This window comes from Amycolatopsis sp. NPDC054798, assembly GCF_053611505.1.
The window spans coordinates 1-12281 of the sequence record NZ_JBSHAM010000159.1 but is presented as its reverse complement, the minus strand read 5'-3'; the positions used below and the strand labels follow the sequence as shown (position 1 = coordinate 12281).

The window sequence follows — 12281 nt, the reverse complement described above, 5'->3', positions numbered from 1 at the left end:
AAACAAATTGCAATTTACTCCCGCCGGGGCGCCCCGGTGGGTGTGATCTTGTGGTCACCCCCCCCGGGGCCCGTTGCGGGCCCCTTTTCTCAAAAACCACCCCTACCGGGCCCCATCCCCGCACGGCGAGCCGGCGCCCCGGCCCCGGGCAGCACCTTCGGTCCGGGCCAGGCGCGCCTCGATCGCACTCACCGGGCTCCGGCGCATCGGCCGCGAACCCGGCCGGCCCGCCGGGGGGCATCGTGCCGGGCGGAGAGAGGCCTCGGCACCGCGCGTCCGGTCGCGGTCCGGCCGGTGCTTGCGCGGGTTCTTCGCGCTCTGAGCAGGCGTTGGCGTGGTCAGGAGCGGCGACTCGGCTTCCCGGCGGCACCCGCCCCCGACCGGTGCCCTACCGCGGGATCCGACGTGTCCGGCGGCAGCCCGCCGGGTAGCCGGTACCGAGAGGATTCGAGCCGATCGAGGAAGGAGCCCGTCATGGTGCACCCCGTGCCGCCCGGACCGGAGCCCGTCCCGTCGCCGCCGGAGCCGGTGCCGCCTTTCCCTCCCGAACCGGCTCCGCCGCCGCGTCCGGGGCCGGGTCCGCTGCCTCCGCCGGAGCCGCCCGTTCCGCCCCAGCCACGCTGACAAGCCCGATTGCCGCGCGAGGCGACCGGGTACCTCACGGGAAACCGCCGCAGGCGAACGGAGGCCGGTGATGGACGAGGCGAACCAGGCCGAGCCGGGAGTCGTGGTCGGAGACGACGGTTCCGACGGCGCCCGCCTGGCCGTCGACTGGGCAGCCGCCGAGGCGGAGGCGCTCGGCACCTGCCTGGTCCTCGTGCGGACGATGACGCTGCCGATGCCGAACGTGGACTTCGTTCCCGGCGTGATCACCCCGGTCGCGGGCGAGATCGTGGCCGACCAGTCCGTGGTGGACTACGCGCAGAAGGAACTGGCCGAGGTCGCCGCCGAAGTCGGGCGGAAGCGGCCGGGGCTGCCGGTGCGCACCCGGGTGCGGTTCGGGCGGGCCAGCTGGGAGCTGGCGGACATCGGGCGGCAGGCGGAGCTGATCGTGGTCGGCGCGTCCGGCCGGAGCGGGTTGCCCCGGCTGCTGCTCGGGTCGACGGCCTCGCAGGTCGTGCACACGAGCGCGTGTCCGGTCGTCGTGGTCCGCGCGGCGGCGGAACAGGCCCGCCGGGTCGTCGTCGGAGTGGACGGGTCGCCGGCCAGCGTCGCGGCGGTGCGGTACGCGTACGACTTCGCCGACCGGCACGGTTGCGCCTTGCACGCGGTGCACGTGTGGTCGGAGCCGCCGGAGGACGTCTTCGGTCCGGCCCGTTCCGGCGGCGAGGGGCAGCCGACGCCGCAGGACGAGGGCGGGCGGCTGCTCGCGGAGTCGCTGACCGGCCTCGGCGAACTGCATCCGGACGTCGTGGTGCAGCGGGAGGTCGCGCTCGGCAGCGTGGCCGAAGTCCTGCTGGACCACGCGGAAGCGGCGACCCTGCTGGTGGTCGGCGGACACGGGCGCGGCGCGCTGCGGGGCGCGTTCCTCGGGTCGGTGAGCCACGCGATGGCCTATCACGCGCCGTGCCCGGTCGCGATCGTGCGCGAGGGCGTGGAGGAACACCCCGGCTAGCGCTTGAGGCTCCGCCGGACCAGCGCAGCCGCCAGCCGGGCGAGGTCGTCGCCGGGCACCAGTTCCGCCAGGCGTTCCGGGTTGGCGGGCAGACCGGCTTTCTTCGCGCCGTCGAGGGCCTTGCGGTCGAAATACGGGCGCAGCCACGGCCAGACCGCCTGCGCTTCCCGGCAGAAGATCTGCGCGCCGGTAGGACCGATCCGGGGAAACTCGGCGAGGAGTTTTTCCAGCCGTTGCGGATCCCCGTCGGCGGCGTCGGCCATCCGGCGCAGGTCGTCGTGGTGGTGGTCGCGGAGGAACTCGGCGCCTTCGCCCAGGTGCTGTGCGGTGCTTTCGTCGTACCGCACGTAGTGGGCGCGGCCCAGTGCGTCAACGCGTTGCTGCCACGTGGAATCGCGCATCGCGGCCGGGGAACGCCATCCCGAACGCGAGAGTTCCCGCGCGGCGGCGACGGCCAGATCGGCGCTGATCCGCGTGGACAGCAGCGTGGTGAGGACCAGCAACCGGTACAGCGGTTGCGGTTTGTCGGCCAGCTTGATCCCGGCTTCCTCGGCGAACGTCAGGCCGTGTTCGGCGAGGAGTTCGTCCACTCGGCGCATGCGCGCCGGATTCCCGTTCGGGCGGAAGCGAAACTCCGGGCGGCCGTCAGCCGGTTCGCGGCTCCTCGGGGAACGGTTCCCGGGAGAATTCGAGGCACAGCCGCCAGCCGCCGGCGCCGGGCGCGGGCTCGGTCCAGGCGTCGAGCGAATCGGTCAGCGCGCGCAGGACGTGCCAGCCGACGTCGTCCGGTCCGGGCGGGAACGCCCAGGACGAGGTGGTGGCGACAGTGACCGTCAATCGGCCGCCGCAGCGGAAGGCGCACTCCAGCACCGCGCCGTCGTCCGCCCGCCGCGCCTGCGCCGCGACCGCCTCGTCGACGGCCAGCCGGAAGTCGGCGACCTCGTCGAAGGTGAACTCCGCCGAGGCGGCGACGTCCTCGGCCACCAGACTGGCCAGGAACAGCAGCCCTCCGTTCGCCGGAAAGCGCAGTTCGACCACCGGCGCGGTCGCGGTGATCATGTCGTTTCGTCCGCGTCGCCTTGAACCATGCGTTCTGGACTACCCGGCCCCGCGACGGGCCAACCGTCGCGTTCCGGACGCCCGCCAGCACCCGAACGGCCCGTTTCCGGCGTGCTGCGGCGGGTAACCAGGGGAGCGGAGCACGGCAGGGAAAGGAGTACCCGGCATGAGCACCAACGCATACCTCTCGTTCCTCGCGATCGGGATAGCGCTGGTCCTGGTGGACGGCCAGATCATCTACCGCAGCGGCCGCCGTTACCTCGCGAACGCCTACGGGGACCCCGGAGCCGGAGCCTCGATGACCCGCCTGGTGACCGTGTTGTTCCACCTCGCGACACTGGGCATCCTGGCTTTGGTCTCGACCGTCGACATCGGCGGGAGCGACCTGCCCGGCGTCGTCGGACGGCTGGGCGTGCTGCTGCTGATCCTGGCGCTGGCCCACGCGGCGACGCTGGGCGCGCTGGCCCGCATCCGCGGCGAACAGGACGTGGCCGACGCGATCGCCCATCGCGACGAGCGGGTGGCGCGCCGGTCGGAGACGAATCTGCAGGCCCCGACGGTCACGCCGGTGCCTGGCCAGGAAGGCAGGCATCCGGACGTGAGCCCGTCGTTGGAGCAGCGTTCGCCGTACACGGCCTGACCGTCTACAAGCGAGGGTCGACCGGCTCGGATTCCAGTGCGAGCACGGCGAAAACGCACTCGTGCACGCGCCACATCGGCTCGTCGCGGGCGAGGCGGTCCAGCGCTTCGAGGCCGAGGCTGTATTCGCGCAGCGCCAGCGAGCGCTTGTGGCCGAGGCCTCGTTGCCGCAGCCGGGACAGGTGGCGCTCCTCGGTGTAGTCGGGGCCGTAGATGATCCGCAGGTATTCGCGCCCGCGGACCTTCAGTCCCGGCTGCACGAGCCCGCGCGACCCCCGGACCAGGTTGGCGGCCGGCTTGACCACCATGCCTTCGCCGCCCCGCGCGGTGAGGCCGGTCCACCAGTCGACCGCCGCGGCGACCGAGGCGGGATCGGTGGTGTGGACCGCCAACCGTCCGGTCGGGGCGAGGAAACCGTCGCTGTTTTCGACGAGCCGGTCTGCCAGCGCGAGGTGCCAGTCGTGCGCCTGCTTGTGGTGGGCGTGCCCTGCCGACGCGAGCACCTGGAAGGGCGCGAAGCGCACTCCGTCAAGGCCGTCGGTCGGCCAGCAATAACGCTGGTACGCCTGGGCGAACGCGTCCGCGTTGGCTGCGCGGGAACGCGTGCGCTCCACCAAAGCGGACACGTCGAGCCCGGACGCCTGGGCTGCGGCCAGCGCGCTCTCGGCAGCCGGAAGCGCCGAGCGGGCGGCAGCGCCGACAGCGGCGTACTGCTCGCGCAGCAACTGCTCGGCCTTCGCGCTCCACGGCAGCAGTTCTCCGTCGAGCAGCAGCCAGTCCGAGCCGAGTTCGTCGAACAGGCCGGCCTTCTCCGCAGCCGCGCGAATCCGGTCGACCACCTCGGCCGTCAGCGTTTCGGTGAAGAAATGCCGTCCGGTCCGGGTCCACACCGCCCCGAGCGCGTCGCCGGGCGCGCCGAAGCGAGTCCGGGCCGCGTCGAGCGAGCGGCACACGAGCGCGACCGCACGCGAACCCATGTGCTTTTCCTCGCACACCACGGAATCCACGCCTTCCGCACGGAAGTACTCGAACGCTTGGTCCGGGTGTTCGAGCAGCCCGTCGGCCGTCGCGGTGGCGACCGGCGACATGGTCGGCGGCAGATAGACCAGCCACCGCGGATCGATCGCGAACCGCGACATCACCTCCAGCGCCGCCGCGGCGTTCTCTTCGCGGACGCCGATCCGTTTCTGGTAAGCGGTTTCGATCACCCGGCGGCCCAGGACGTCGGTGAGGTCCAGAACGCCCGGGTCGCGCCGCGCGACCGGCTCCGCGGCCGCCGGGTTGGCCGGGAACGGTTTGGCCGGTTCGTAATAGACCTGGGCAGCCGGGACGGAGACGATCTCCTTTTCCGGATACCGCAACGCGGTGAGCGTTCCGCCGAAGACGCACCCGGTGTCCAGGCACAGGGTGTTGTTCACCCATTCCGGAGAAGGCACCGGGGTGTGGCCGTAGACGACCATGGCGCGGCCCCGGTACTCGTTGGCCCACGGATAGCGCACCGGCAGGCCGAATTCGTCGGTCTCGCCGGTGCTCTGCCCGTACATGCAGAAGCTCCGCACGCGCCCGGACGCGCGGCCCTGGAAGCGTTCGGTGAGGCCCGCGTGCGCGACGACCAGCTTGCCGTCGTCCAAGACGTAATGGCTGATCAAGCCGTCCATGAACTCCTGTGCCTCGGCGCGGAATTCTTCCGGTTCGGCGGAGAGCTGCTCCAGCGACTCCGCGAGGCCGTGCGTGACTTGCACATTCCGGCCCCGCAACGCGCGCAGCAGCTTGTGCTCGTGGTTTCCGGTGACACAGAAGGCGTTCCCCGCTCGCACCATGCCCATCACCAGGCGCAGCACGCCCGGCGTGTCCGGACCGCGGTCGACGAGATCGCCGACGAACACCGCCCGCCGCTCCGGATGCCGCGCTCCGACCGCGCGTCCTTGGTCGTCGCGCTCGATGGCGTAACCGAGTTCGGCGAGCAGAGTTTCGAGTTCGCCGCGACAGCCGTGGATGTCGCCGACGATGTCGAACGGCCCGGTCTCGTGCCGCAAATCGTTGTACAGCGGGACCCGTTTGATCGTCGCTTCGGCGACCTCGTCCGGGCTGCGCAGCACGTGCACCGTCCGGAAGCCTTCCTTCTGCAGGCTCCGCAATCCTCGGCGCAGCTGGTCTCGCTGCCGCCGGATCACCTGCGTGCCGAAGGTCCGGTCCGCGCGGCCTTCGTTGCGCGCGGCGCACAGCGATTCCGGCAGGTCCAGCACGATCGCGACCGGCAGCACGTCGTGCTCCCTGGCCAGCGCGACCAGCGGTTTGCGCGCGTCGGGCTGCACGTTGGTCGCGTCGACCACGGTCAGCCGTCCCGCGGCGAGCCGTTTGCCGACGATGTAGTTCAGGACGTCGAAGGCGTCCTTGGTTGCCGACTGGTCGTTCTCGTCGTCGGACACCAGCCCGCGGCAGAAGTCCGAAGAGATCACCTCGGTCGGCTTGAAGTGCGTGCGGCCGAAGGTCGATTTGCCGGACCCGCTGGCGCCGACCAGCACGACAAGGCACAGATCGGGGATTTCAAGAGTGCTCATGCCGCACCGCCTTTCGTGAACAGGGCCAGCTGCGTCGCCGGGCCCACCTCGGGATCGTCGGAACCGACCGGCAGCATCCGCACGCCGTAGCCGTGGTTGCTCGCGACGCGGTCAGCCCACGCTCGGAACTCGGCGCGGGTCCACTCGAAACGGTGGTCCCGGTGGCGCAGCTTGCCCGCGGGCAGCGACTCGAAACGCACGTTGTACTCGCGGTTGGGCGTGGTCACGACGACCGCGCCGGGCGCGGCGAATTCGAACACCGCGCGCTCCAGCGCTTCGAGCCGCGGCGGGTCGACGTGTTCGACGACTTCCATCAGCACTGCCGCGTCTAGGCCGGCGAGCCGGTCGTCGCGATAGGTGAGCGAGGACTGCACCAGCTCCAGCCGGGCACGCTCCGCTTCGGACCTCCGCTCCAGCCGCAGCTTGCGCGCCGCGACCTGCAGCGCGCGAGCCGATACGTCCGTGGCCACGATCCGCTCCACCGACCGCTCGGCCAGCAGATCGCGCACCAGCGCGCCCTCGCCGCAGCCGAAATCGCCGACCGAACGGGCACCCAGCGACCGGAGCACAGCCATGATCGTGCCGCGCCGCTGCTCGGCCAGCGGCACCGGACGGTCCGGTGCCTCCAGGACGGTCGGCGCGGCGAGGGCGTTGTCGATCTCCTCGGGCTCGGAATTGTCCACTTCGGCCAGCCGGGTCAGCGCCGCGGTCGTCAAGGCGCGTCGGTGCGCGAGGTAGCGGCGGGTGATCAGCTCCTTGTCCGGATGCGCTGCGAGCCAGTCGCCGCCGGCCCGCAGCAGCTTGTCGATCTCGTCCTCGCCAACCCAGTAGTGCTTCGCGTTGTCCAGGACCGGAAGCAGCACGTAGAGATGGTTGAGCGCGTCGGCCAGCCGGATCTCGCCGGTGAGCCGGAGGTCGACATAGCGCGAATCGCCCCACTGCGGGAACTGCGGATCCAGCGGGAGCGCCGTCGCCTCGACCGTCCAGCCGAGCGGCTCGAACATCCGGCGGACCAGCTCGGCGCCGCCCGGGCAGGCGGGCACCCGGATGTCCAGCGGGATCGGACTGGCCGCCAGCTCCGGGCGCGCCTGGCACCGGCCGGTGAGCGCGGTGCGGAAAACTTCCTTCAACGCCACCGAAAGCAGGCTCGACGCCGCGTAGGGACGGTCGTTCACGTACTGGCCGAGGGTGAACCCGTCGCCGGAACCCGCCTTGCCGCGCACCAGGGCCACCGGGTCGACTTCGAGCATGAGCGCGGCGGTGCACCGCTCGTCGGACGTCTCGGGGTAGAAGACGTGCGCTTGCCCGGCGGAGAGATCGAACGACTGCACCCGGCCTGGGTGCTTGTGCAGCAGGAAACCCAGGTCGGAGGCGGGCTGGTGGGTGGTGGTGACTGTCAGGAACACAGGGGGAGTATTTCCTACGGCGTTTGTCCGTGTCGCGGGAGTTTCGGTGCTCGCTGCCGCAGGCGCCGGACGCATTGAGATTTTCCCGTAACGGCGGTGTCTCCGCAATCGATCACTAGGGCGCGAGGAGACTGTATTCAGGCGAACGCGGAACTGGGAAACATGATGAACGACCGGGATTCCGGTGCGGAAAACGAGTCCGAGAACCCGGAGACGGCAAGCCAGCCGTCGGCCGTGCGGCCGCGCGCGGGTCGCCGGTACCGGTTGGCGACGGCGGCGGTCGTCCTGGTCGCTATCGCGGTTCTGGGCGGTTCGGGCTGGTGGCTGTTCGGCGGACGCGACGTGGACGGGTACGCGTTGCCGGACCGTGCGATACCGCTCGGAGCCCGGGACGTCTGCGCCGGCACCGTGACCGTCCGGCTCGGCACCGACGCCGAGATGGCGGCCGTCGCCCAGGCGCTGCGCGGCGATCCCCGGATCCTGCGGTCTTACACCGAGACCAGGCAGGAGGCCTACGTGAGGTTCCGGAGGATCTTCGCGAACCAGCCAGAGCTGCTGAAGACGACGGGGGTGGACGCCATGCCTGCCTCGGTCGTCGTGGTGCCGAAGGACCAGACCGCCGTCGCGGGCGTGGCCGGGCAGCTCCGTGCCCAGTTCCCCGCAGCGCGGAAAGTCAGCGACGACAACGAGTTCCTCAGCAGGTACACCGGGCCGGATTACCGGGATCCGACGTGCCTGCCCAACGGCGAACACTCCCGCTGACCACGCGTCCCGGACCTCGACCGCGAGGGGCCCGGACAGAACACAGCACCGCCGGTCGCCGAGAGTGCGTTCCGGCCTGTCGCCGTCGAACGCGCCCGGCAGCGGGAACACCCGCCCGCTCCGCTCCGCACACAGCCAATCACCGGGAATAAACTTCCCATTGACTGGGAAAACGCGCTAGGAACCCGTCCGCCCGCGACGTAGCGTGCCCGCCATGACAAGCGCGGATGCCAACCGGAAAGCCGGGACGAGAGCGGCGCGGATCCTGGCGGTGTTCGCCGAGCGGGAGAGCGCCACGGCGGAGGAGATCTCTGTCGGCACGGGCATTCCGTCGAGCGCCGTGTACCGGTACCTGACGACCTTCGTCGAGATCGGCCTCGTGCATCAGGCGCGCACCCGCGGCCGGTACTGCGCGGGCTCGCTGACGGTCCAGATGGCCGAGAACTACCGGCGGGAAGCGCTGGGCCAGGGCGGTGTGAAGCGGCGGCTGCGGCAGCTCGCGGCCGACACCGACGAACTCGCCGCGTTCCTCATCGCCCGCGACAACGACGTGCTCTGCGTCGAAGCGGCGGAGGGGACCCGGGTGATCCGGTGCAGTTTCTCGCCGGGGCTGAGCAAGCCGCTCGTCTTCGGGGCGAGTGCGCAGGCCTTGCTGGCGCACCTGCCGCAGGACCGGGTCGCGGCAGCCGTCCAGGCGCACGGCCTGAGCGGGGAGCAGGCCGGGAAGCTGGAGAGCGAGCTGCGCCGGGTCCGGGACCAGGGCTTCGCCGAGAGCGTCGGCCAGGTCGATCCGGGGGTGTGGGGCGTGAGCGTGCCGGTGCTGGACCGGCACCGGCGCCTCGTCGGCACGGTGAGCACGATGGCCCCGGATTTCCGCGTGCGCCCGCGCCGCGAATCCCTCGTCACGCTCACCCACGCCGCCGCGCAGGACATCAGCCGATTGCAGGAGCACGTGTGAGCACAACCCAGTGGACCGGACGCGAAGACGGCAGCGGACCGGAACATCGCCGATGGCACCATGCCGTCAACGAACTCTCCAGCGGCCAAGGCGTTTCGCTGATCGGGTTCGCCAGCGACGCCGGGGTCCGGCGCAACGGCGGGCGCCCGGGAGCGCAGGCCGGGCCGGACGCGATCCGCACAGCGCTGGCGTCGTTCGCGCTTCAGCCCGAGTTCGTCGTCCGCGACGCGGGAGACGTCACGGTCGAGGGCGACGCGCTGGAAGCGGGGCAGGAAAACCTCGGCGAGCTGGTCGCGAAGCAGCTCAGCGACGGGCACCTCCCGCTCGTGCTCGGCGGCGGGCACGAAACGGCCTACGGCTCCTACCTCGGCCTCGCCCGGAGCGGGCTGCTGGACGGCCGGCGACTGGGCGTCCTCAACCTCGACGCGCATTTCGACCTGCGGACGGCGGACCGTGCGTCCTCGGGCACCCCGTTCCGGCAGATCGCCGCCCGGGAAACCGCACGCGGCGCGGAATTCGCCTACGCCGTGGTCGGAATCAGCGAGCCCGGCAACACTGCCGCTTTGTTCGAGACGGCCGCCGAGCTGAACGTCCGCCACCTCCTGGACGTCGACTGCCAGGAACGCCGTCTCGAGTCAGTTCTCGACTTCGTCCGGGGCTTCGTCGCGGACGTCGATGCGCTGTACCTGTCGATCGATCTCGACGTGCTCCCCGCCGCGCAGGCGCCCGGGGTCAGCGCTCCCGCGACCCTCGGCGTACCCGCCGCGGTCGTCCTCGAGGTGTGCCGGCTGGTCGCGAGGGACCCGAAGCTCGCGATCGCCGACATCACCGAACTGAACCCCGTCTACGACGTCGATCACCGCACAGCCCGGATCGCGGCCCGCCTCGCGCACACGCTCGTGACGAGCCGTCCGGTCCCGGAAGGACACTGAAATGCCCCCTCAGCGAATCTGGCCGCGGCTCGGCGCCGTGCTGCTGGCCTGCCTGCTCGCGTTCCTGCCGGCGAGCGCGGCGACTGCGGCCGAACCGCAGAGCGGGAAGCTCGCCGCGCTGCGGTCCGGGCAGACCGCGCTCCGGGTCGGCACCGACGCCACGTTCCCGCCCTTCGAGTTCACCGACGCCAAGGGCGGCCAGCTCGGCTTCGACATCGACCTCGTCCGGGCGCTCGCGCAGCGCGCTGGAGTCAAGAAGGTCGACTTCGTCCAGATGCCGTTCGGCAACATCGTCCCGGCGCTGCAGGCGAACCAGATCGACGTCGGAGCGTCGGCGATCTACATCAGCCCCGCGCGGCAGAAAGCCGTCGACTTCTCGGACATCTACTATCCGGGCGGTCTCGCGGTTTTCGTGTCCGACAAGGACAACTCCGTCACCTCGCTCAAGGATCTCGCCGGCAAGCGCGTCGCGGTCCAGGTGGGCACGAAATCCGTCGACTGGCTGACCCAGCACCAGCCCGCCGCGCAGCTGATCACGGCGCAGACCAACGAGCAGATGTTCTCGTCGGTGAAACTGGGCCAGGCGGACGCCGTCGTGACCGGGGCTCCGGCCGGGAAGTACTTCATCGCGCAGCAGGGCGGTCTCAAGCAGGTCGGCGACCGGCTGACCGAGGAGAACTACGGTTACGCCTTCCAGAAGGCCGACACCGAGCTGCGGACCGCGTTCAACACCGCGCTCAAGCAGATGCACGACGACGGTTCCTACCAGCAGGCCACCGAAAAGTGGTTCGGCGCGGAGAGCACCGCGGCGAAGCCGGGCGGGCACTCGCTGTTCAATTTCTCCACCATCGTCGATTCCTCGGGACAGCTCTGGCAGGGCCTGCTGGTCAGCCTTCAGGTCATCCTGCTCGCGCTGGCGCTGAGCCTGCTGCTCGGCACGCTCGGCGGCTTCGCCAAGCTCAGCAAGATCGCGCCGATCAGGTGGATCGGCAACGTCTACGTGTCGGTGATCCGCGGGACGCCGTTCGTGGTGCAGCTGTTCTTCATCTACTTCGGACTGCCGCAGCTCGGCGTGCAGCTTCCGCCGATGACCGCGGGCATTATCTCGCTCGGGCTCTACAGCGGCTCGTATGTCACTGAGATCTTCCGCGGGGCCGTGCAGTCGATCGACCGCGGACAGCTGGAAGCGGCGCGATCGTGCGGGATGTCGCAGGTTTCGGCGATGCGGCACGTGATCGTCCCGCAGGCGTTCCTGCGGATGCTTCCGCCGCTGGGCAACGAATTCGTCTCGCTGACGAAGAACTCGGCGCTGGTGTCCTTCGTGACCATTCACGAGCTGTTCCTGGTGGGCCAGACCATCATCTCGCGCACTTTCGACGCGCTGACCGTATACCTGTTCATCGGTCTGCTGTATTACCTGCTCACCAACCTGATCAGCTTCACGACGCGCACCCTCGAGAAGAAGATGGCGGTGTACATCTGATGGCACTGTTGGAAGTCCACGGCCTGACCAAGTCCTACGGGGACACCCATGTGCTCGACGGGATCGACTTCGCGATCGAACCCGGCCAGGTGGTCGCGGTGATCGGCCCCAGCGGCGGCGGGAAGTCCACCTTCCTGCGCTGTCTCAACCTGCTGGAGACCCCGACGTCGGGCAGCGTGTCGTTCGACGGCGAGGAACTGACCGGACGCGGCGTCGACCTCGACCGGCTGCGGTCCCGGATGGGCATGGTGTTCCAGCACTTCAACCTGTTCCCCAACATGACTGTGCTGCGCAATGTCGTGCTGCCGCAGATGAATGTGCTCAAACGGTCCAAAGAGGAAGCCGAGGCGAAGGCGCGCGCCTTGCTGGAGCGGGTCGGCATGCTCGAACGCTCTGGTGCGTATCCGAACCGGCTGTCCGGCGGGCAGAAACAGCGCGTCGCGATCGTCCGCGCCGCCGCGATGGATCCGAAGCTGATGCTGTTCGACGAGCCGACTTCGGCGCTGGACCCGGAAGTGGTCCAGGACGTCCTCGACATCATGTCGGAGCTGGCGAAGGACGGGATGACGATGCTCGTGGTCACCCACGAGATGGGGTTCGCCCGCAAAGTCGCCGACCGCGTGGTCTTCGTCGACGGCGGGAAGATCGCCGCCGACCTGCCGCCCTCGGAGTTCTTCTCCGCGGGCAACGAGAACCCGCGGGCGCGTGCCTTCCTGGAAAAGGTGCTCTGACCGACGCGGGCGGGCGGGGGTGTTTTCGCCCCCGCGGGCGGCCCGTAATATTTGGGGTGGAGGCACGGCCACACGAAAATCCACAGTGAGCGGGGGTAGGAGGGGGTGTTTTTTTTTTTGGGGGGAGGGGGGCAG

At 70.2% G+C, this 12281-nt stretch carries 11 protein-coding genes; 7 read left to right on the top strand and 4 right to left on the bottom strand.

All coding sequences use genetic code 11. From position 1 onward, the window contains the following. Positions 1–694 precede the first annotated feature (694 nt). Complete coding sequence (locus ACWGIC_RS42980) at positions 695–1615, top strand: universal stress protein (RefSeq protein ID WP_452081706.1); 921 nt, start codon at positions 695–697, stop codon at positions 1613–1615. Here the strand turns inward: ACWGIC_RS42980 and ACWGIC_RS42975 are convergent. After that, positions 1612–2214 (bottom strand): endonuclease, encoded by a 603-nt coding sequence (locus ACWGIC_RS42975; RefSeq protein WP_452081705.1) that lies wholly within the window; start codon positions 2212–2214, stop codon positions 1612–1614. The two genes, ACWGIC_RS42980 and ACWGIC_RS42975, sit on opposite strands and share 4 nt — an antisense overlap. A gap of 46 nt (positions 2215–2260) precedes the next feature. Continuing rightward, positions 2261–2674 (bottom strand): anti-sigma factor, encoded by a 414-nt coding sequence (locus tag ACWGIC_RS42970; RefSeq protein WP_452081704.1) that lies wholly within the window; start codon positions 2672–2674, stop codon positions 2261–2263. A 166-nt stretch (positions 2675–2840) separates the two neighbouring features. On the opposite strand from ACWGIC_RS42970, the gene ACWGIC_RS42965 reads away from it, so the two are divergent. Continuing rightward, a complete protein-coding gene (locus ACWGIC_RS42965; RefSeq protein WP_452081703.1) occupies positions 2841–3314 on the top strand; it encodes a hypothetical protein in 474 nt (157 codons plus the stop codon). Between the two features lie 4 nt (positions 3315–3318). On the opposite strand, the gene ACWGIC_RS42960 is transcribed toward ACWGIC_RS42965, so the two are convergent. Next, entirely contained in the window at positions 3319–5874 is a 2556-nt protein-coding gene (locus ACWGIC_RS42960) for a polynucleotide kinase-phosphatase (RefSeq protein ID WP_452081702.1), read from the bottom strand. Then, entirely contained in the window at positions 5871–7280 is a 1410-nt protein-coding gene (locus ACWGIC_RS42955; RefSeq protein WP_452081701.1) for a 3' terminal RNA ribose 2'-O-methyltransferase Hen1, read from the bottom strand. Before ACWGIC_RS42955 ends, ACWGIC_RS42960 begins: the two co-directional genes overlap by 4 nt. A 165-nt stretch (positions 7281–7445) precedes the next feature. Here ACWGIC_RS42955 and ACWGIC_RS42950 point away from each other — a divergent pair, with 165 nt between their 5' ends. From ACWGIC_RS42950 to ACWGIC_RS42930, 5 genes are all read left to right on the top strand, one after another. After that, the gene (locus tag ACWGIC_RS42950) at positions 7446–8042 is read left to right on the top strand and encodes a permease-like cell division protein FtsX (protein WP_452081700.1); all 597 of its coding nucleotides are present in this window, start codon (positions 7446–7448) and stop codon (positions 8040–8042) included. A gap of 214 nt (positions 8043–8256) precedes the next feature. Next, entirely contained in the window at positions 8257–9000 is a 744-nt protein-coding gene (locus tag ACWGIC_RS42945; protein ID WP_452081699.1) for an IclR family transcriptional regulator, read from the top strand. Beyond that, positions 8997–9932 carry a formimidoylglutamase gene (gene hutG, locus ACWGIC_RS42940; RefSeq protein ID WP_452081698.1) on the top strand — a complete coding sequence of 312 codons (936 nt, stop codon included), beginning with the start codon at positions 8997–8999 and terminating at the stop codon, positions 9930–9932. Before ACWGIC_RS42945 ends, hutG begins: the two co-directional genes overlap by 4 nt. A gap of 1 nt (position 9933) precedes the next feature. Further along, positions 9934–11415, top strand: a complete 1482-nt coding sequence (locus ACWGIC_RS42935; protein ID WP_452081697.1) for an ABC transporter substrate-binding protein/permease — start codon at positions 9934–9936, stop codon at positions 11413–11415. After that, positions 11415–12146, top strand: a complete 732-nt coding sequence (locus ACWGIC_RS42930; protein WP_452081696.1) for an amino acid ABC transporter ATP-binding protein — start codon at positions 11415–11417, stop codon at positions 12144–12146. The genes ACWGIC_RS42935 and ACWGIC_RS42930 overlap by 1 nt, the downstream gene beginning before the upstream one ends. Positions 12147–12281 lie beyond the last annotated feature (135 nt).